The 20,045-nt window shown below is 49.8% G+C and carries 22 protein-coding genes and 1 tRNA gene; 12 read left to right on the top strand and 11 right to left on the bottom strand.

From position 1 onward, the window contains the following. Window positions 1-151: 151 nt before the first annotated feature. Window positions 152-1,207, top strand: coding sequence for an NAD(P)H-dependent flavin oxidoreductase (locus tag D0T92_RS10535; RefSeq protein WP_151052670.1), 1,056 nt, complete (start codon window positions 152-154; stop codon window positions 1,205-1,207). Between the two features lie 106 nt (window positions 1,208-1,313). Here the strand turns inward: D0T92_RS10535 and xerD are convergent, their stop codons facing one another. The 4 genes from xerD to D0T92_RS10515 are packed head-to-tail and all read right to left on the bottom strand — an operon-like array spanning window position 1,314 to window position 3,747. Then, window positions 1,314-2,189 (bottom strand): site-specific tyrosine recombinase XerD, encoded by an 876-nt coding sequence (xerD, locus tag D0T92_RS10530; protein ID WP_151052668.1) that lies wholly within the window; start codon window positions 2,187-2,189, stop codon window positions 1,314-1,316. A 20-nt stretch (window positions 2,190-2,209) separates the two neighbouring features. Further along, on the bottom strand, window positions 2,210-2,671 hold the full coding sequence (locus D0T92_RS10525; protein WP_225315112.1) for a methylated-DNA--[protein]-cysteine S-methyltransferase: 462 nt from the start codon (window positions 2,669-2,671) through the stop codon (window positions 2,210-2,212). 14 nt (window positions 2,672-2,685) lie between these two features. Beyond that, window positions 2,686-3,273, bottom strand: coding sequence for a GNAT family N-acetyltransferase (locus tag D0T92_RS10520; protein ID WP_151052666.1), 588 nt, complete (start codon window positions 3,271-3,273; stop codon window positions 2,686-2,688). Window positions 3,274-3,309: 36 nt separating this feature from the next. Beyond that, window positions 3,310-3,747: a peroxiredoxin gene (locus D0T92_RS10515; protein WP_151052664.1), complete on the bottom strand. Its 438-nt coding sequence runs from the start codon at window positions 3,745-3,747 to the stop codon at window positions 3,310-3,312. 201 nt (window positions 3,748-3,948) lie between these two features. On the opposite strand from D0T92_RS10515, the gene D0T92_RS10510 reads away from it, so the two are divergent. Both D0T92_RS10510 and D0T92_RS10505 read left to right on the top strand, forming a co-directional pair. Next, on the top strand, window positions 3,949-5,226 hold the full coding sequence (locus D0T92_RS10510) for a NupC/NupG family nucleoside CNT transporter (protein WP_151052662.1): 1,278 nt from the start codon (window positions 3,949-3,951) through the stop codon (window positions 5,224-5,226). A 35-nt stretch (window positions 5,227-5,261) separates the two neighbouring features. Continuing rightward, window positions 5,262-5,876, top strand: coding sequence for a riboflavin synthase subunit alpha (locus D0T92_RS10505; protein ID WP_151052660.1), 615 nt, complete (start codon window positions 5,262-5,264; stop codon window positions 5,874-5,876). 103 nt (window positions 5,877-5,979) lie between these two features. Here D0T92_RS10505 and D0T92_RS10500 read toward each other — a convergent pair whose 3' ends face one another. The 3 genes from D0T92_RS10500 to D0T92_RS10490 form a co-directional block, all read right to left on the bottom strand. Then, window positions 5,980-6,579 (bottom strand): ubiquinone biosynthesis accessory factor UbiJ, encoded by a 600-nt coding sequence (locus D0T92_RS10500; protein WP_151052658.1) that lies wholly within the window; start codon window positions 6,577-6,579, stop codon window positions 5,980-5,982. A gap of 66 nt (window positions 6,580-6,645) precedes the next feature. Then, window positions 6,646-7,422, bottom strand: a complete 777-nt coding sequence (locus tag D0T92_RS10495) for a Rossmann-fold NAD(P)-binding domain-containing protein (protein WP_191963643.1) — start codon at window positions 7,420-7,422, stop codon at window positions 6,646-6,648. 78 nt (window positions 7,423-7,500) lie between these two features. Continuing rightward, window positions 7,501-8,295: a 3'-5' exonuclease gene (locus D0T92_RS10490; protein WP_151052656.1), complete on the bottom strand. Its 795-nt coding sequence runs from the start codon at window positions 8,293-8,295 to the stop codon at window positions 7,501-7,503. A gap of 286 nt (window positions 8,296-8,581) precedes the next feature. On the opposite strand from D0T92_RS10490, the gene D0T92_RS10485 reads away from it, so the two are divergent. The 4 genes from D0T92_RS10485 to rpoH all read left to right on the top strand — a co-directional run bounded on the left by D0T92_RS10485 (window position 8,582) and on the right by rpoH (window position 13,326). Continuing rightward, window positions 8,582-9,445, top strand: coding sequence for a DsbC family protein (locus D0T92_RS10485; protein WP_151052654.1), 864 nt, complete (start codon window positions 8,582-8,584; stop codon window positions 9,443-9,445). A 179-nt stretch (window positions 9,446-9,624) separates the two neighbouring features. Further along, window positions 9,625-10,503 carry a DUF808 domain-containing protein gene (locus D0T92_RS10480; RefSeq protein ID WP_151052651.1) on the top strand — a complete coding sequence of 293 codons (879 nt, stop codon included), beginning with the start codon at window positions 9,625-9,627 and terminating at the stop codon, window positions 10,501-10,503. A gap of 64 nt (window positions 10,504-10,567) precedes the next feature. Further along, entirely contained in the window at window positions 10,568-12,115 is a 1,548-nt protein-coding gene (gene lnt, locus D0T92_RS10475; RefSeq protein WP_151052649.1) for an apolipoprotein N-acyltransferase, read from the top strand. Window positions 12,116-12,462: 347 nt separating this feature from the next. Further along, window positions 12,463-13,326: an RNA polymerase sigma factor RpoH gene (gene rpoH, locus D0T92_RS10470; RefSeq protein WP_404821652.1), complete on the top strand. Its 864-nt coding sequence runs from the start codon at window positions 12,463-12,465 to the stop codon at window positions 13,324-13,326. Between the two features lie 178 nt (window positions 13,327-13,504). On the opposite strand, the gene plsX is transcribed toward rpoH, so the two are convergent. The 4 genes from plsX to D0T92_RS10450 form a co-directional block, all read right to left on the bottom strand. Continuing rightward, window positions 13,505-14,566 carry a phosphate acyltransferase PlsX gene (gene plsX / locus D0T92_RS10465; RefSeq protein WP_151053064.1) on the bottom strand — a complete coding sequence of 354 codons (1,062 nt, stop codon included), beginning with the start codon at window positions 14,564-14,566 and terminating at the stop codon, window positions 13,505-13,507. A 287-nt stretch (window positions 14,567-14,853) separates the two neighbouring features. Then, on the bottom strand, window positions 14,854-15,384 hold the full coding sequence (locus D0T92_RS10460; RefSeq protein WP_151052647.1) for a phosphoribosyltransferase: 531 nt from the start codon (window positions 15,382-15,384) through the stop codon (window positions 14,854-14,856). Between the two features lie 153 nt (window positions 15,385-15,537). Further along, window positions 15,538-15,717: a 50S ribosomal protein L32 gene (gene rpmF / locus D0T92_RS10455; RefSeq protein WP_151052645.1), complete on the bottom strand. Its 180-nt coding sequence runs from the start codon at window positions 15,715-15,717 to the stop codon at window positions 15,538-15,540. Window positions 15,718-15,759: 42 nt separating this feature from the next. Continuing rightward, entirely contained in the window at window positions 15,760-16,263 is a 504-nt protein-coding gene (locus D0T92_RS10450) for a YceD family protein (RefSeq protein ID WP_151052643.1), read from the bottom strand. Between the two features lie 51 nt (window positions 16,264-16,314). On the opposite strand from D0T92_RS10450, the gene D0T92_RS10445 reads away from it, so the two are divergent. The 5 genes from D0T92_RS10445 (at window position 16,315) to D0T92_RS10425 (ending at window position 19,920) form a co-directional block, all read left to right on the top strand. After that, on the top strand, window positions 16,315-16,905 hold the full coding sequence (locus D0T92_RS10445; RefSeq protein ID WP_151052641.1) for a Maf family protein: 591 nt from the start codon (window positions 16,315-16,317) through the stop codon (window positions 16,903-16,905). A gap of 98 nt (window positions 16,906-17,003) precedes the next feature. Continuing rightward, window positions 17,004-17,714: an SAM-dependent methyltransferase gene (locus D0T92_RS10440; protein WP_151053063.1), complete on the top strand. Its 711-nt coding sequence runs from the start codon at window positions 17,004-17,006 to the stop codon at window positions 17,712-17,714. 53 nt (window positions 17,715-17,767) lie between these two features. Beyond that, window positions 17,768-17,844 (top strand) — tRNA-Pro (locus D0T92_RS10435). Between the two features lie 310 nt (window positions 17,845-18,154). Then, entirely contained in the window at window positions 18,155-18,367 is a 213-nt protein-coding gene (locus tag D0T92_RS10430) for a cold-shock protein (protein WP_151052639.1), read from the top strand. Window positions 18,368-18,912: 545 nt separating this feature from the next. Beyond that, a complete protein-coding gene (locus tag D0T92_RS10425) occupies window positions 18,913-19,920 on the top strand; it encodes an IS5 family transposase (RefSeq protein ID WP_151052637.1) in 1,008 nt (335 codons plus the stop codon). Window positions 19,921-20,045: the final 125 nt, after the last annotated feature.

The raw sequence follows: 20,045 nt of genomic DNA, 5'->3' as shown, positions 1-20,045 counted from the left end.
GATTTAGGCCGTCTGAAAAATGATTTCAGACGGCCTGAAATGAAAAAGGATAATCGTAGTGAAAAAGCCAAGCAAAGCCTGATAAGATAACTAACTATAAAAGCATACCGGCTTGAAACGGATTAAGATACAAAGAAACAGAGGAGGTAAAATGAACCGGACAACAACATTATTAAAACTACTCGGCACTAAACTGCCGCTGATTCAGGCACCGATGGCAGGGGTGCAAAGCAGCCGACTGACGTTGGCTGCCTGCCATGCCGGAGCCTTGGGGTCGTTGCCTGCGGCGATGTTGCCGCCTGAAAAATTATGCGCCGAAATCGAAACCATACGCCGCCACACCGACCAACCCTTCAATATTAATTTCTTTGCACACAAACAGCCGGAATATCAACCGCAACAACAAGCGGAATGGTTGGCCGTATTGGCACCTTTTTATCGGGCGTTCGGCTTGACCGAACACGATATTAAATCGGGTGGCGGCAGGCAGCCTTTTAGCAATGAACAGGCGGAAATTGTAATGGCCTATAAGCCGCCGGTAGTGAGTTTTCATTTCGGGCTACCCGACCAGCCTTTATTGGACAAAGTGAAAAGCAGCGGTGCGGTGGTGATGTCGACGGCAACAACGGTTGCAGAAGCATGTCTGTTGGCCGACAAGGGTGCCGATATTGTGATTGCACAAGGTTTGGAAGCGGGCGGGCATAGGGGGACATTTATGGACGAAGCGCAAGCACATCAGGCCGGATTGTTCAGTTTGCTACCGCAAGTGTGCGAAGCGGTGGCATTGCCGGTAGTCGCGGCAGGAGGCATTAGTAATGAAGCAACCGCTCGTGCCGCAAGGGCATTGGGGGCGGCCGGGATTCAAATCGGTACGGCGCTGTTGTCGGCCGATGAGGCCGATACTTCCGAGCGGCACCGTGCCGCTCTGCAAAGCCCGCGTGCTGCGGATACGGTGTTGACCAATGTGTTTAGCGGCGGTTTGGCACGGGGTATTCGCAATCGTTTTATCCGCGAAGCAGGGCCTGTTAATCCGGCTGCACCGCCGTTTCCTTTGGCGCAGTCGGCATCGGCACCGCTAAGGGCGGCAGCAGAAGCACAGGGAACGGATGAATTTTCACCGTTGTGGGCAGGGCAGAATGCGGTGTTGGCACAAGCGGGCAGTGCTGCTGATATTATCATGCGATTGGCGGCGGCATTTGCCGGTTAATGAATAAATAGCACTAATATTTTAGCTAAGGCTTGGCAGGCCGTCTGAAAAGCCTAAATAAAGGGCTGATACCTAGCGTGTATCAGCCCTTTATTGATTGAACCATTTACCCGCGCGGGTGGTGTGTTTGCACAATATTTTTTAAGCGTTCGTTGGCAACATGGGTATAAATCTGGGTGGTGCTGATATCGGCATGGCCGAGCAGCATTTGCACGACTCGGAGGTCGGCACCATGGTTCACCAGATGGGTGGCAAACGCATGGCGCAGGCCGTGCGGGCTGAGTTGGCTGATGCCGGCGGCTTCGGCATATTTTTCGACAATCATCCAAGCCAGTTGCCGTGAAATACCGGTGCGCTTTTGGCTGACAAACATTTCATCGCAGGCTTTGTGTTTGAGCAGTTGCGGGCGGGCTTCGGCGGCGTAGCGTTCTATCCAGTAGGCTGCTTCCTGCCCTAGGGGGACGATACGCTGTTTGTTGCCTTTGCCGATGGTGTTGATAATGCCTTTTTGCAGGTTGATTTCGTTGATTTTGAGTTTGACCGCTTCGCTGACGCGCAAGCCGGTGGCGTAGAGCAGTTCGAGCAGGGCTTTATCGCGTAAACCGTGCGGGGTGTCGGTGTCGGGGGCGTCGAGCAGGCGGTCGATTTGGGCTTCGGTAATCAGTTGGGGTAGGGTTTTAACCTGCTTGGGGGCGGTGAGGTGTCGGGTCGGGTTGTCGGGCCGTTGTTCGGTTTCGCTCAGCCAGCCGTAGAGCCGTTTGCAGGCGGATAGGGCGCGGGCTTGCGAACGGGGTTTTTCGTTTGGGTGATAAATGGCGGCAGCCAAGTCGGTGCTTTGGGCGGTTTGCCAGTTCAAACCTTGTTCGGCTAGGCGGGCGGCAATTTTTTGCAGATCGCGGCGGTAGCCGTCGAGGGTGTTTTGGCTGAGTCTGTTACTTAGCCAAAGGTGTTCGAGCAGGCGGTCGGTAAGCGGATCGGTCATGGCGGGTATCGGTGCGGTGGTTATAGGTTGATGCCTTCGTGTTTTAACAGCCAGCGTTTGATGGAAAGGGCATCGCCTTCTTTGCAGGAAAACCCGCCTAAGCCTTGTTTGGCGACCACGCGGTGGCAGGGTACCACTAACGCCAACGGGTTTTTCCCGCAGGCGGAGCCGACGGCGCGGGGATGGCTGCCGATACGGCGGGCGATATCTTGATAAGTTTGCACTTCGCCGGCCGGAATTTCGGCAATGGCCTGCCAGACTTTCTGCTGAAACGGTGTGCCGTGTGTAGATGCAGGGTGGTTAAAGTTTTTCAGACGGCCTGAGAAGTAGTCATCGAGCTTTTGCCGCCAAGCTTCCGGCAAGGGATAGGGGGCGTGCTCGGGATGGCCGTAGAGGTGCACTTCGAGCAGGTTGCCCTGTCCGTCGAAAATCAGGGTGATATTGCCGAACGGGGCGGCGTAAAGGCAGGGATAATTCATCATAGGCCGTCTGAAAATCAGGTGGGGGAAAGGTTGAGTTTGCTTTGTAAACGCGCTTTGTGTTCGGGCCATTCTTCGCGTGTCATGCTGTACATCACGGTGTCGCGTACACTGCCGTCGCGACGGGTTTGGAAGCCGCGTATAACGCCGTCTTTCTTCGCGCCCAAACGTTCGATGGCCTGTTGGGAACGGGTATTGAGTATATCGGTTCGCCAGCCTACCGTTTGGCAGCCGAGCGTTTCAAAGGCATGACAAAGCAGCAGGTATTTGCAGGTGGTGTTGACATGGCTGCGCCAACGGCTTTTTGCATACCAAGTATGGCCGATTTCCACACGGCCGGCCGCTTGATTGATATCGTGATAACTGGTGCTGCCGATGACTTCGCCGGAGGTTTCGTCTATCACGGCGAAAGCCAAGCGGTTGGGCGTGGATAAGGCCGTCTGAATATAGGCTTCGGTTTTGTCGGGCTCGGGTGCGGAAGCAAAAACCAGCCGCCACACTTCGCCGTCGGCGGTGGCACGGCTTAGGGCTTCTGCATGCTCGGCTGCCAGCGGCTCCAGGCGGATGGCGTTGAGGCGTAAAACAACGGCTTGAGGTGTCTGCATGGTGTGTGCTTTCAATTTTTAAAGAGGGCGGCCGGCTTACCGGCTCAGGGTTTCTAATACTTCTTGGGCGTGTCCGGCAGCTTTGACTTTGCGCCATTCGTGGATGATTTCGCCTTTTTCGTTGAGCACAAAGGTGCTGCGTTCGATGCCCAATGATTCTTTGCCGTAGAGTTTTTTCAGTTTGATGACGTCGAACATTTTGCACACGGTTTCTTCTTTGTCGCTCAAAAGTTCGAAGCGGAAACCTTGTTTGTTGCAAAAGTTTTGATGCGATTTGACGCTGTCGCGCGAAATGCCGACCACGGTATAGCCGAGTGCTTGGAATTGTTCCAAACGGGCGTTGAAGTCCAGCCCTTCGGTGGTGCAGCCGGGGGTGTTGTCTTTGGGGTAAAAATAGATAATCAGCGGCAGGTGTTCGTCGGAAACGAAATCTTGGCCGGAAGACGAGGGTAGGGTAAAGCGGTATGAAGACATGGTATTTCCTATCTTAAGTTTTAGGTTTATTGCATGTTTTTATATTCAGACGGCCTGTTTTACGGGCAGGCCGGCCGTGCGGTGTTTGCGGTCGGCTGCGGCGGGGCAACGGCTGTTTTTTTATCTTATCAGTTTTCAGATGGCCTGAACGAGTTTGTTTTATTTATAATGAGGTCGATTTATCCGAAAAGGAAGAGGCTCATGGGCGTATTGCACAGCTTGCTCGGTATGGCGGTTTTAATCGCGATTGCCGTATTGCTTTCCAGCAGCCGGAAAGCGATTAATTTACGCACCGTTGCGGGGGCGTTTCTGATTCAGGTGGCTTTAGGCGCGCTGGTGCTCTATGTACCGTGGGGGCGCGACGGCCTGCTGGGTATTTCCGAAGCGGTTGATAATGTGATTGCCTATGGTAACGACGGGGTGGCTTTCCTGTTTGGCGGTTTGGTGTCCGATCAAATGTTTGAAGTGTTTGGCGGCGGCGGTTTTGTGTTTGCGTTTCGTGTGTTGCCGATGATTGTGTTTTTCTCGTCGTTGATGGCAGTGCTGTATTATATCGGCGTGATGCAGCTGCTGATTAAGCTGATCGGTGGTTTTTTGCAAAAAATTCTGGGCACGTCGAAAACGGAATCGATGTCGGCGGCCGCCAATATTTTTGTCGGCCAAACCGAAGCGCCGCTGGTGGTGCGCCCGTATATCCGCACGATGACCGAGTCCGAACTATTCGCTATTATGAGCGGCGGCTTGGCTTCGGTGGCCGGGTCGGTGTTGGCCGGTTATGCCCAAATGGGGGTGCCGCTGCCTTATCTGATTGCGGCGTCGTTTATGGCGGCGCCGGGCGGGTTGCTGTTTGCCAAGTTGTTGGTGCCGGAAACCGGAAAAAAGCCTGAAGTCACTGAGGTGGAAGAAGATACCGAAACGGAAAAACCGGCCAATGTGATTGACGCGGCGGCCGGCGGTGCGGTAACCGGGGCGCAGATTGCGTTTGCCGTCGGCGCTTCGCTGCTGGCGTTTGTGGCGCTGATTGCGTTGATTAACGGCATGATAGGCGGTGTGGCGGGTTGGTTCGGCTATGAAGATGTAACCCTGCAAGGCATTTTAGGGGTGTTGTTTGCGCCGCTGGCGTGGGTGATCGGTATCCCGTGGCAGGAAGCGGGCGTTGCCGGTTCGCTTATCGGGCAGAAGTTGGTGGTGAACGAGTTTGTGGCGTATGCCGAATTTGTGAAGTATCTGACCCCCGAATCTGCCGTACAATTAAGCAGCCATACTCAGGCGATTATTTCTTTTGCTTTGTGCGGGTTTGCCAATCTGGGCTCGATTGCGGTGCTGGTGGGCGGTTTGAGTATTATGGCGCCGAACCGCCGCCATGATGTGGCGCGCTTGGGGTTTAAGGCCATGATTGCCGGCTCGCTGTCGAATTTGATGAGCGCGGTGATTGCGGGCATGTTTATTAGTTTGTCGGGCGTGCCGCCGCTTGGCTGATAATTTAATATATTGTTTATTTAGGAAAATTATTTATGTTTACCGGTATTGTACAAGGCGTGGGCAAAATCGTTGCCAAAGAGATGCCTGCTGCTGATTTTTGCACGTTTACGGTCGAGCTGCCTGAAAATATGGCCGACAATCTTCAAACCGGCGCTTCGGTGGCCAACAACGGCTGCTGCCTGACCATTACCCGCATTAACGGGCGGCAGGTTGATTTCGACCTGATGGCGGAAACCTTGGCCAAAACCAATCTCGGCGGCTTGGAAGCGGGCGGTTTGGTGAACTTGGAACGCGCCGCCCGTTTCGGTGATGAAATCGGCGGCCATTTGATGAGCGGCCATATTATGGCAACGACCAAGATTACCCGCATCGAACAAAACGAACACAACCGTACTTTGTGGTTTGCGCTGCCGGCCGAATTAAAACCCTATATCCTCACCAAAGGTTTTGTCGGTTTGGACGGATGCAGCCTCACCATCGGCAGCGTGACCGATAATGAATTTAATGTGCACCTGATTCCCGAAACCTTACAACGCACTTTATTCGGCAGCCGTCAGGTTGGTGATGTGGTTAATATTGAAGTAGACCCGCAAACGCAGGCGGTGGTGGATACGGTGGCTAAGGTATTGGCGGCGGAAAAACGTTAACACGGATATCGCTTTGATAATGACTTGATAAAAAAACGGGCGGATAATATCCGCCCGTTTTTTTGTGTGTGAGGCCGTCTGAAAAATATATCCGGTATCGGTTTCATTCGTGATTCGGATGCGTGGCTTCAGCTTGTTCGGCGGCTTGTTTTTCCAGCTTGGCCAAGCGCGCTTCCAGCCGTGAGGTGTCGTCGCGCAGGGTATCGACTTCGGCAGCCCATGCGGCCAGCGTTTCGCGGTCGGGCACGGGTGATTCCGGTTCGCGGGCAAATTCGCCGAGTTGTTCCAAAACGCTTTGCCCCATTTGTTTGAAGAGGCGGTTGGCGTGTGCCGTGCGTGTGCCGATATTGCTGGCAAGGTTGTCGCCGAGCAGGCGGCTTAAGTCATCTTGTGCGTAGTAGCGCAGGCTGCCGATAAGCGGCAATAAGGCCATGCCCAAACGGGTGTCGCCGCTGATGCCGACGTCGCCGATGCCCGGTGTTTGGCCTTGTAGGATTTTTTGTATGGCGGTAGGGCGGAATGTGATTTGGGTGTCGGTTTGTCCGTTGTCGGGTTTGAGAAAACCCTGATCGTCTAAGATACCGTGAATATGTAGGCCGGCGGCCTGCATGCTGAACGATTTGCCTGAAAATTCGGCCAAGCCGGCTTGGGTTTCGCGGTTTTGGGCGATTAAATGGTTAATAACGGGAAGAAGTGCGCTCATATTGGTGCTTTCATTGTCAGGCCGTCTGAAAGGTTTCAGACGGCCTGTTTGTTGGGTAAACAGGGTTTAGGCTAAAAAATGGGCAAAATCATGATAAACCGTGGTCACGATTTTACCGCTGCTGTCGTCGTCGGGGGCGAAATCGGCTTCGGGTAGGCCGAGCTTGGCGGCTTCATGCTGATAGAACTGCTGTTTGGGCGGATGTCGGTTTTCAACAATATTGCGTATGCGCCTGCCGTTGGGTGTACAGGCGGCGTAATGTAGGGCTTCTACGGCGCGGCTTTGGTGTATCACGTTGACGGGTTGGTGGGCACCGGCGATTTGGCGGCGTTTCAATAAGCTGTTGAGTGGGTGCCGCTCGATCGAATAGAGGCCGCCAAAGCGCAGAATGTCAATATTTTCAATACTGCTATTAAGAAACAGCTGTTCGGCCTGCCATACTTTGCGTGTGCTTTCGGTGTGCGGGTTTGGTGTGCTGTGCTCGCTGCATTCCCTGACTTCGTTGCCATAAACGCCGGTACTGCTGCTGTAAACAATATGGCCGATGCCGTATTGTTCGGCTAATGCAAGCCATGCGGCCAATGCGTCGGCATATTGGTTTACGGCCGAGGGCGGCAACAGGCAGAACCAAACGGGTTTGTCTGCCCAAGTCGGCCAAAAGTTTGCCTGAAAAGCGGCGGCTTGGTTTAAATCGGCGGCGTGTAGGTCAATCGGCAGATTGATGTCGTCAGACGTTATGTGTCGTTTTAATGCCGATACGTGGCTGCCTTGTTCAAAAAATTTTTCTGCCAACGGCCGGCCTAAATAGCCCATGCCGAGAATGGCGCAATCGGGTGTGTTCATTTTTTCAGACGGCCTCAGCTGTTTGCGGTGGTGAAAAAAGGATTGTATCGCAAAGGCGGCGCGGCTTGCCGATAGGGGTTATTTCCATTCGCTGCAAAACTCCGCCCAGTGTGTTTTCTCTTCGGCCAGTGTTTTCAGATAGTTTTTCAGCCGTTTGATTTCCATTTCGTATTCGTCGGCATCGAGTGCGCCGCTCATCATGCGGAAGCGCAGATACATCAGATAGGTATTGGCGGCATCGGTTTCGCAATAGTCGCGGATGTCTTTCAGACGGCCTGCATGATAGGCTGCCCAAACTTTGCTGCCGTCCATGCCGAGTTTGCCGGGAAAACCGCAGAGCTTGGCCATGTCGTCGAGCGGTACGCTGGCGCGGGGCTGGTAGAGTGCGAGTAAGTCCATCAGATCGCAATGGCGGTTGTGATAGCGGCTGATGTAGTTGTTCCATTTGAAATCGCGGCTGTCGCCGAAATCGCCGTCGCCGGTATCCCAATAGCGGGCGGCGGGAATGCCGTGGATGAGTGCGCGGTAGTGCAATACGGGCAGGTCGAAACCGCCGCCGTTCCAGCTGACCAGTTGAGGGGTGTGGGTTTCGATCAGGTCGAAAAACTTGGCAATCATGGTTTCTTCGCTGTCGCTGGTTTCGCCAATGGTGCCGACGTGGATTTTATCCTGCCCCCAGCGCATACAGCAGGAAATGGCCACCACTTGGTGCATGTGGTGTTGCATAAAGTCGTTGCCGGTGCGGGCGCGGCGTTGCTGTTGGGCAAACGCAACCACATCGGCATCATCTACATCTGCGGGTAAATCGTTTAACAGGCGTATGCCTTGTACATCGGGTACGGTTTCGATATCGAAAGCTAAAATAGGGTGCATGGCGTCGCTCCGTTGAGGGATATGGCATTGTGGCATGAAGCGGGCGGTGCGCCAAGTGTGGCGGTAATGCCGCATGAATAGCGGTGGGGATAGTTTTACGTTTGCGGGATAAAGAGGGGAGCCGGTGTATTTATATAAGGTAATATTAATTACTATTAATATGGTTATGTTATTTTTACGGCAACTGCGTAAGATTTGGTACAATCGAACTTTCAAACCGTTTATGAAATCATAACATCAAAAAGCCGGGCTGATTTTCAGACGGCCTGATGAATACGGAAATACTATGAGTAAAAAGTTTTTATATGCTACTTTGCCGGCCATCTTGCTGCCTTTATTGGCATGCGGACAGACGCCGGTACAAAAAAGTGAGTCCGCACCGGCGGCTTCTGCGGCGCAATCCGCTTCTGCCGCTTCTAGTGTCGCTGCGAATACAGGTTCGGATGCAGGCACCAGTTCGAGTGCTGAGTTTATGACTAATATTGATAAAGATTTGGCCGCTTCCATTAAAACCAAGCTGGAAGAGGCTTATGCCAGCCAGAACCTGAAAGTCAAAAGTGTACGGGGTACGCCGATGGGCAGCCTGTATGAAGTGGTGGTGTCGGGCAAACAGATTATCTATACCGATGCCGATGCCAACTATTTGATTCAAGGCAGCCTGTTGGATGTGAAAAACCGCAAAGACCTGACTGAAGAGCGTGTGGCCGAATTGAATGTGGTCGATTTCAATTCTTTGCCGTTGGATAAAGCGATTAAAGAAGTGCGCGGTAATGGTAAACTGAAAGTGGCGGTATTTTCCGATCCGGATTGCCCGTTCTGCCGCCGCTTGGAGAATGAGTTTGCCAAAATGAGCGACATCACGATTTACAGCTTTATGATGCCGATTGCCAGTCTGCACCCCGATGCGGCGCGTAAGGCGGAACAAATCTGGTGTCAGCCTAATCCGACCGCAGCTTGGAATACTTGGATGCGTGAGGGCAAATTACCGCCGCAGGTGGCAACGTGTGATAATCCGGTGGCTGAAACCACTTCATTGGGCGAACAGCTCGGCTTTAACGGTACGCCGTCGTTGGTATTCCCGAACGGCCGCAGTCAAAGCGGATACAGCCCGCTGCCGCAGCTTTTACAAATTATTGCCGGCAACCAATAATTGGTGTCGGCAGAATGAAACAGGCCGTCTGAAAACTTTTCAGACGGCCTTTGTGTTCGGTGGCACTATCGAATCATAGAAGTGGTTTATCCCTATGACAGGCCGTCTGAAAGAGCATGCGTACATCTGAAATCCGCTATAATACGCGGTTGGATAAATAAATTATTTAGGAAAGCAATATGGCTTTTGCCTCTTTATTTACATTACTCGATGATATTGTTTCGGTGTTGGACGACGTAGCCTTAATGACCAAAATGGCCGCTAAGAAAACCGCGGGCGTGGTGGGCGATGATTTAGCCTTGAATGCCAATCAGGTTACCGGCGTGAAAGCCGATAGGGAATTGCCGATTGTGTGGGCGGTGGCTAAAGGCTCGCTGGTGAATAAGGCGATTTTAGTGCCCGTTGCCATATTGCTGTCTGTATTTATACCGATATTGATTAAGCCGTTGTTATTGTTGGGTGGTGCTTTTCTTTGCTTTGAAGGCGTGGAAAAATTATTGCACCAATATTTAAACCGCGAGACTGCCGAAGAACCCCGTCATGCCGTCGGCGATGAACTCACTGATGAGAAAACCAAAGTCAAAGGTGCGATTCGTACCGATTTTATTCTTTCCGCCGAAATCATTATTATTGCTTTGGGCGTGGTTGAGAATTATGGCGTGGCCAGTCAGGCAGTGGTGTTGGCGATTATAGGTATTGCCATGACCGTGCTGGTATATGGCGTGGTAGCCGTTATCGTGAAAACCGATGATTTCGGTATGTGGTTGATGAAAAAACCGAGTGCTGCCGTGCAGGCGTTGGGCAAGGGTATGATTTTGTTTATGCCGTGGTTTATGCGTGCTTTGAGTGTTATCGGTATGTTGGCGATGTTTTTGGTGGGGGGCGGTATTATTGTGCACAATTTGGATTTTGTGCACCACTTCTTGCATATGCTGCATTGGGATACCGGTATCCGCAGCCATATTGCCAATTTGGTGGTGGGCGTGTTGTCCGGCGCGTTGGTATGTGCCGTGGTATTGCCGCTTATGAAACTGATGGGCAAGAACGCGGCGCATTAATCATTGAACCCCCGGCCGTTTTCAGACGGCCTCTCTTAACCCTACGGGTGCGGACGATTAATTTATGAATCTGATACAGAAAACCGAATCGCTTTTTCAAAAGCCGTTGTTTTATTGGCCGCTGGTGGTGGTGATTGCCGCCGCCACACCGCTGACATTCGCGCCGTATTATCATTTTTGGCTGATGCCGTTATTGTTCGGCGCACTTATCCGCCTTACCGAACTGCGCCCGCAATATACCGTCCGCACGGCTTATTTGTTCGGCCTAATTGCTTATACCACGCAGTTTTATTGGATTTATACCGCCTTGCATACCGTATCGGGTTTGCCCAATCTTTATGCCGTTCCGCTCACCTTCCTATTGCCTGCTTTCCTTGCCCTGTATCCTGCCGCCGCATTTTGGCTGTTGAAAAAATTTACTTTGTCACGCGCTTGGCGTATCGGTTTGGCACTGCCGATATTATGGACATTAACCGAATTTGCCCGCGAACGGCTGCTAACCGGTTTCGCATGGGGTGCGCTCGGTTATTCGCAGATTGCCGATAGCAGCCCGTTGGCAGGCTTCGCGCCCTTGGGCGGCATTCATCTGGTTACCTTGGCAACGGCTTTTGCCGGCGCTTGGCTGGTGTTGTTGGCGGATCAACCGCAAGGCCGTCTGAAAGAACGTATCACCGCCGCAGTCGCCCTAATCGTATTGTTCGCAGTCGGCTATGTGGCACGGCAAACCGACTTTACCCGGCCGGACGGCAGCACCGCTACCGTGGCATTGGCTCAGGGCAATATTCCGCAAGCGTTAAAATGGAGTCCCGAACAGTTCTACCCGACGGTTAACCGCTACTACGGGCAAATTGCCGCGACTCAGGCGGATATCGTGATTTTGCCGGAAACCGCCATTCCGCTGATGCGGCAGGATTTACCGCTAGGGCTGATAGACCAGTTTGCCGCACAGGCACGGCTGAACGGCAGCGCGCTGGCCGTCGGTATCAGCCAATATACTTCAGACGGCCAAAACTATGAAAACGCCGTAATTAATCTGGCCGAATACAATCCGGCCGCGCCCGATGATGTGCCTTATTATGCGAAAAACCATCTGGTACCGTTTGGCGAATACAAACCGCTGCCGTGGCTGACCGAGCCGCTATACCGCTTAATGAATATGCCGTTATCCGATTTTCAACGTGGCGGCAGTGCGCAAAAGCCATTTCAGATGGCCAATCAGAAAGTGGCGTTTAATATTTGCTATGAAGACGGCTTCGGCGACGAATTGATTGCTTCTGCCAAACAGGCCAGCTTATTGGCCAATGCCAGCAATATGGCTTGGTATGGCGAATCGAATGCGATGTTTCAACATTTGCAGCAATCACAAGCGCGCGCATTGGAGTTGGGGCGTTATATGGTGCGCGCCACCAATACCGGCGCAACAGCCATTGTCGACCCCAAAGGGCGGGTTGTAGATAGCATAGAGCCGGATATTGATGCCGTATTAGAAGGCACTATCGAAGGCTATGAAGGGGAAACCCCTTATATGAAATTGGGCGGCTCGTGGCCGTTGGTGATATTATTAACCTTTGTAGCTGCCGCATTGTGGTTATCGGGCAGGCGCAGAAGATAATGTTTCAGACGGCCTTTGATATGAATCATAGTGGCCGTCTGAAAAAATATTGTTTTGGTAGATAAAGCGTAAAATAGAACCTTAACCGTATAATGATAGAGTCTTTCCTGTGGGTAAAGCACAAGGGATATATTCTTTGCTATAATGCAACTAATCCTGATAAAAACACTCAAATATTTAAAATCAATCGAAAACTTAAAAATACAAAAATTTACCTATCATGTATAGAAAATATACATAAAATTTTTGTCTAATATAGTAGAGATTCGATATTGATAATATTTAATCAAAGGCTGTCATACTTAATAAACGACAGTTCAACACATAAACATAAGGAAAGCCAACAGATGAAAATGAACGCCATTGCATTACCCGTCCCCAGCGGTCATGGTAGCTTGGAACAATACATTCATACTGTAAACAATATTCCCATGCTTTCTGCCGAAGAAGAAACTTCTCTGGCGGAACGCCAACAAAAAGGCGATTTAGAAGCCGCTAAAAAACTGATTCTTTCACATTTACGCGTGGTCGTATCGATTGCCCGCGGTTATGACGGCTACGGTTTGAACCAAGCCGACTTGATTCAAGAAGGCAATATCGGCCTGATGAAAGCGGTGAAACGCTTCGAGCCGACCCGTGGCGCACGCTTGTTTTCGTTTGCCGTGCATTGGATTAAAGCCGAAATCCACGAATTTATTTTACGCAACTGGCGCTTGGTTCGTGTTGCCACCACTAAACCGCAACGCAAACTGTTTTTCAATCTGCGCAGCATGCGTAAAAATCTGAATGCTTTATCACCCAAAGAAGCACAATCGATTGCCGATGATTTGGGGGTAAAACTTTCGGAAGTGATGGAAATGGAACAGCGTATGACCGGTCGCGATATCGGTATTATGGCTGATAATAACGACAATGAAGACAGTTTTGCGCCGATTGATTGGTTGGCCGACAACGATACCGAGCCGACCAGTCAGATTGCCCAAAAAGCCCATTATGCATTGCAAACAGAAGGCCTGCAAAACGCATTGGCACAATTGGACGACCGCAGCCGCCGCATTGTCGAAAGCCGTTGGTTGCAAGATGACGGTGGTCTGACACTGCATGATTTGGCTGCCGAGTATGGCGTATCTGCCGAGCGTATCCGTCAGATTGAAGCCAAAGCCATGCAAAAACTGCGTGGATTCTTGGCAGAGGAAGCTGATGCCGTATAAGCTTTTAGTTTGAATCATGCATGAAACAAAAAGCCGTCTGAAAATTTTCAGACGGCTTTTTCGTTGTGCCTATTTATGATTTGTTTATGATTTAAGCGGATACGGTTTTGATTAAAAAACTGCCGATAATGGAAAAAGTTATCCCCTAGGCAGATGAATCCGTCTAGGGGTGGGGCTTTTAGCCGATATTGTCGGCTATCGCTGATTCGTTGGCGATTTGGTTTTCGGCCAAAACCGCCAGCTGTGTGGCGACACCTTGTTCGATTTTAGCCAAGCTGTCGGCATGGGCTTCGTGATAGGCCTCTTCCAATGCATAGGCAAAGCCGAGTGCATCGGTACCGCCGTGGCTTTTAACCACGACACCGCGTAAACCGAGGAAAATGGCGCCATTGAAACGGCGGGGGTCGAATTTGCCTTTAAAGCCTTTTAAAGCAGGCATGGCAACCAAAGCGGCCGCTTTGGTAAACAGATTGGCGCTAAACTCGTCTTTAATGGCACCGCCCATAAATTTGGCTACGCCTTCCATGGTTTTTAAGACAATATTGCCAACAAAACCATCGGCCACAATCACATCAACCGTACCGGTGAAAATATTGGTGCCTTCCACATTGCCGATAAAATTCAATTGGGTTTGTTTTAATAATTTAAAAGTCTGTTTGACGGTTTCCGTACCTTTGATATCTTCGGTGCCGACATTCAATAAGCCGACACGGGGCGGGGCATTATCCGGATACAGTGCCTGATAAAGCTCGCTGCCGATAATGGCAAACTGAGCCAATTGTTCGGGTGTGCAATCGACATTGGCACCCAAATCCAACATTAAAGTCATGTGGTTATTGGCAGAAGGAATAAACTTGGCAATCGCCGGCCGTTCGATGCCCGGGATGGTTTTCAATACAAATCGTGCCGTTGCCATCAGGGCACCGGTATTGCCTGCCGATACGGCGGCTTGCGCTAAACCTTCTTTTACTTGGTTGATGGCCACGCGCAGGGAGGAGTCTTTTTTGTTTTTTAATGCCAATTGCGGCGCTTCATCCATTTCCACTATTTGAGTGGAATGTTGGATGGTAATACGATCCATGGGGGCATGAGCTTCGGTGAGGGCGGTTTTTAACAGTGTTTCATCACCAACCATTATCAAATGCACATTGCTTTGTTGCTTGAGAAAGGCTACGGCACCGGGAACGGTTATTTTTAAGCCGGCGTCGCCGCCCATGGCATCTACTGCCAATGTAATCATGGTTTTCTCCATATTGCTATCTGTATTTCAGCAGTATAAGGCTGTCTGAAATACCGGTTTGTTTTGTTTGCAGCACAGTTTATATAGGATTGCTTTATGCGGGCATTAAGATTTGGTGTGTCTTACATTCGTATAGATATTTACTGCCACCTTGGCTGCTGGACATACTTGGCCGGATAAATAGAAATTATCAGAATAAATCGGCGGAATACAGGCGTTGGGTATATTTTCAGACGGACTGTCGGTAAACCGCCGGTACAGGTGTTTATGTATTATAGTCGGTAAGATTAGTCAATTTTGGATTGTGCCGCCAAGCTATTGTGTTCATCAATATCTTCGGCATCCCAAGGATAATTAATCCACCAGTCCGGCACGGTAATGCCGCTGAAGTAGGGCATATTTTCCGGTATTTTCCCGGCTTTTTCTTTGATTTTTTCATGCAAGACTGCTACGCCGATACTGGCAAAATCTTCTTTTGCTAATTCGTTCAAACAAAATTCAAGGGTAACCCGGCTGTCGTCTACTTCATCAACCACCAAAACATTTTTGCCGCGTAAAGATTCCGGCAACGGATCCAGCCATTGGATTTTTTTCACGCTATCGGTAACTTGTCCGGCATGATCATTATCATAATAAGCGGTGGTAACGGCATAAATAGGGATATTTAAGAAGCAACGCAGAATACGTGCCGGAATAAACCCACCACCGCCGATGGCAATCATGGCGTCATAGTGAACACCGGAATTTTTGATTTTTATAGATAGCTGTTTGATAACACGGTGTATGTCATCATAGGTATACCAAATTTTCTTTTTCATGATTTTAGTGCCGGAAAAGGCCGAAAAATCATACCCAGCATGGCGTGATTCAGACGGCCTCGGTTTAATTTAGGAGGCTGTTATTATCATGCAAAAAAGCCAGTAGTTGCATTAAATAGGCAATCTTCTGGCTTTCATCTGATAAAACGTGAATTACTCGTCTTTGGCTTTAACCACTTTACGACCACGGTACATACCGTTGGGGGAAATGTGGTGCGGGCGGTGTACTTCGCCGGTTGCGCTGTCAACAGACAGAGAAGGCGCAGTCAGGGCATCGTGTGAACGGTGCATACCGCGTTTAGAGGTGGATTTTTTGTTTTGTTGAACGGCCATTTCAAGCTCCTAAAATATAAAACTGTAAAACTATAAAACCGGTTAGCGGTTGCTTTTCAGCCCAGCCAAAACGGCAAACGGATTGGGTTTGTCTTGATTTGCTTTTTCCAGCACCGCATTGTCGCAATTTTCGTGGCGGGGTGAAAACGGCAATGCCATCAAGATTTGGTCTTCTACCAAAGTGCGCACATCCAGCTCTTTTTCAATCAGCATCCCTTCCAATTCATCATCGGAGAGCATGGCAGCGTCAAGGCTTTTTTCATCTTCAAACAAAACGATGCGGCTTGTTTCGTTTAATTCAAACGGCAGGGGAAGCATGCAGCGCTGGCAAACCAGCGTTAGGGTTCCTTTTACGCTCAAATCTAAAAACAAACGCTGTAAGTTATCGGTTCCGCTTTGCAGTGTAAACGATACTTCGGCTTGTTTGTCGGCAAAATATTCGTGCGACCAAACGCGTTCGTCCAATTGGCTTAGCAAAAATCTGCCTTGCAGACTTTGCTTTTCGGTGGCGAAAGCGACGGGATCAATCAAATTAAGGTCTGACATAAACGGGGTATGATATAATTTTAACAGTTTAACGTCAATGTTTTTACATGTATGAAAACCACTTTGCCGCTTATTTTAGGTTCTAGTTCGGTATTCCGCCAAGCACAATTGCAACGGTTGGGCTTGCCTTTTCAGACGGCCTCTCCCGATTATGACGAAACCCCGCAGCCGGATGAAACCGCCGAACAAACCGCGCTACGCCTTGCCGTCGGCAAAGCACGCTCATTGGCGTCTAAATTTCCGCAGGCGTTGATTATTGGTGCCGACCAAGTGGCATGGTGCAATGGGCGTCAACTCGGCAAACCGATGAACGTAGCCAAAGCGCAACAAATGCTTGCCGAATTAAGCGGACAGCAGATTGAATTTTATAGCGCCGTTTGCTTATTGAATACGGTTTCAGACGGCCTGCATACCCATGTGGATAAAACCGTTGTCACCATGCGCAGGCTTATGCCCGAGCAAATCCGCCAGTATCTGGCACGCGAGCCGGATGCCGTTTATTGTGCCGGCGCCGCCAAAAGCGAAGGATTGGGGGCGGCATTATTAGAGCGGATTGACAGCAGCGACCCGAATGCCTTAATCGGTTTACCGATTTTCAGGCTGGTTGATTTTCTAATGCTTGAAGGCGTTGCAGTGCTTTAAATGGTACAAGCTGCTGAAAGTAAAACCATCAGGCCGTCTGAAGATAAGCTTTTCAGACGGCCAATATAACTTTTTCATTATTTAATACGGAAAATATGATGCCGGCCATTCTTTATCTTATTCCCACACCGCTCGGTGCACCCGATACGCCTTGTTTGTTGCCGCACGAACAACAACAGATTGTCGGGCTGACCGACTTTGTGGTGGAAGCGGAAAAAACCGCCCGCGCCCATTTAAAGCATTTGGGCGTAACCACGCCGATTCGCGAGCTTAACCTGCAAACGCTTAACGAGCATACCGACCCGAAAACCATTGCGGAATTGCTTAAGCCTTTAAAAGAAGGGCGCAGTATGGGCATTCTCAGTGAAGCAGGTTGCCCTGCGGTGGCAGATCCGGGTGCAAACCTAGTTGCCTTGGCACATCAACACGGATTTGAAGTGCGTCCGCTTGTGGGACCGTCCAGCGTGTTGTTGGCATTAATGGCTTCGGGTGCAAACGGGCAGAGCTTTGCCTTTAAAGGCTATCTGCCAACCGATAAGGCTGAACGTATCCAAGCGCTGAAATTATTGGAACAGCATTCGCAACGGCAAAATGAAACCCAAATTTTTATCGAAACGCCGTATCGCAATGATGCTTTGCTGGCCGATGCGGTGGCAACGCTTTCCCCTGCGGTGCGTTTATGTGTTGCCTGTGATTTAACCCTGCCGACACAAACGATTATCAGCAAAACCGTAGCGGATTGGCGCAAGCTGCCTGAACTGCCCAACTTGAAAAAAAGGCCGGCCATTTTTGTGGTGCATGCCGCTTGATTTGCTGCTTGCCAAATTAGGAGGCTTGCGCCTATAATACGCCACTTAAATTTCGGAATGTAGCGCAGCCCGGTAGCGCACTTCGTTCGGGACGAAGGGGTCGGAGGTTCGAATCCTCTCATTCCGACCAAATATATTCAGGCAGCTTTGGTTTACCAAGCTGCCTGTTTTGTATTTTGATGACAGGCACATTCCCCTGATGCGGCGGCTTGATTTCGGCAATATATTTTTAAAATCCGAGTAAATTAAAAAAGAAAATGCTTGACTCGGCCGATAAAGCCGTCCATACTGCATCGCTTGGTTAGTATTAATTTTAGGTTTCTGTAGTTCTCTGCGTTCCGTTTGATATTCTTAATAAGTATTTCATTTGTGTTTCCTTAGTTTTCAGTTCCCCGGCTTTAGTTCTGGCTATGTTTAATTTTTATTTAAGGAAATATATTATGAATACCCAACAATTTGGTTCAGTAAAATGGTTTAACGAGAGCAAAGGTTTCGGTTTTATTACACCGGAAGAAGGCGGTAAAGATTTGTTTGTACATTTCTCTGCCATTGAGTCTGACGGATTCCGCACTTTAGCTGAAAACCAACGTGTCAGCTACACTTCAGGTGACGGCCCTAAAGGCCCGCAAGCACTGAATGTTAAAGCAGCCTAAGAATGAGTGCATCACGCAGACGCACCCGTATATTCTATATGTTGCAAAAACTTAAAGAAGAAACCAACAAACCTGTTTAGGTGATGGTTGGACAAGATAAGTAAGCCGCCTGTTCGAGATAATCGGACAGGCGGTTTTGTTTGGTGTGCTGCATGAAAGAGAGTGGTGCTAAAAAGATAAATATCCTATAAAACGGTTGATATGATGGAAATGTTTCATCATTAGGGTAATGTGTTAATGTCGGATTTGAAAGTCCGACCGACCTACACTGGTTATTGATTGATGAGGCCTGCAATACGCTTGATTAATTGTATTTGTTGTTGCTGGCCGACGGGTTAGTGACACAGTCGCTACCAATGCTTTTTATTAGCAGGCTTAGGTCGGATACCTGTATTTGACAAAACGGTTGATATGATGGAAATGTTTCATCATTGTGATGATGTATCAATGTCGTATTCGCGAGGTCAACTTACACTAATTGAGACCTTTGCAAAAACCCCAAAAATCCCTTAAATTCTCCACCAAAGATATTTAAGGGATTTCTCATGAGTACGTTCTTTCAGCAAACCGCCCAAGCCATGATTGCCAAACACATTGACCGCTTTCCTTTATTAAAGCTCGAACAGGTAATTGATTGGCAGCCGGTAGAGCAGTATCTGAATCGTCAGAAAACCCGTTATATCAGAGACCACCGCGGTCGTCCCGCCTATCCCTTATTGGCTATGTTTAAAGCCGTTTTACTCGGCCAATGGCATAGCCTTTCCGACCCCGAACTCGAACACAGTCTTATTACCCGTATTGATTTCAACCTGTTTTGTCATTTTGACGAGATGAATATTCCCGATCACAGTACCCTTTGCCGTTACCGCAACTGGCTGGCACAAGACAATACCTTGGCCGAACTGTTGGATTTGATTAACCACCAACTGACTGAGAAAGGCTTAAAAGTAGAGAAGGCGCAGGCTGCCGTTATTGATGCGACGATTATTCAGACGGCCGGCAGTAAGCAACGTCAGTCCATAGAGGTTGATGGCGAAGGAGAGGTAACCGGTCAAACCACACCGAGCAAAGACAAAGATGCCCATTGGGTGAAGAAAAACGGTCACCATCAATTAGGCTATAAGCAGCATACCCGTACCGATGCGGAAGGTTACATTGAGAAGCTGCATATTACAGCGGCCAATGCCCATGAGTGCAAACATCTGTTGCCTTTATTGGCAGGCATTGCCAAAGAGACCACCGTCTATGCGGATAAGGGTTACGACAGTGCGGAAAACAGAAAGCATCTGGAAGAATATAAACTGAAAGACGGCATTATGAGTAAATCCCATCGCAACCGTCCGCTGACGGAAGCGCAAACCCGCCGCAACAAACATTTATCGAAAACCCGTTATGTAGTGGAACAGAGTTTCGGTACGCTGCACCGTAAATTCCGCTATGCGCGGGCAGCCTACTTCGGGCTGGATAAAGTAGCGGCGCAAAGCCATCTGAAAGCGATATGTCTGAACCTGTTGAAGGCGGCCAACAGGCTACGTGCGCCTATTGCTGCCTAAAAGGCAGCCGGATGCCTATTAATTAGGCATCTGAGGAGTAATAAAGGGGATATTGCAGTCAAAAACAGCCGAAATCCTGTGTTTGGAGTTCGGCTGTCGGGTGAAGGGCTATTTCGCAAAGGTCT

The sequence above is a fragment of the Neisseria zalophi genome, from assembly GCF_008807015.1.
Classification (GTDB): Bacteria; Pseudomonadota; Gammaproteobacteria; order Burkholderiales; family Neisseriaceae; genus Neisseria; species Neisseria zalophi.
This window is presented reverse-complemented; position numbering and strand designations above follow the sequence as displayed.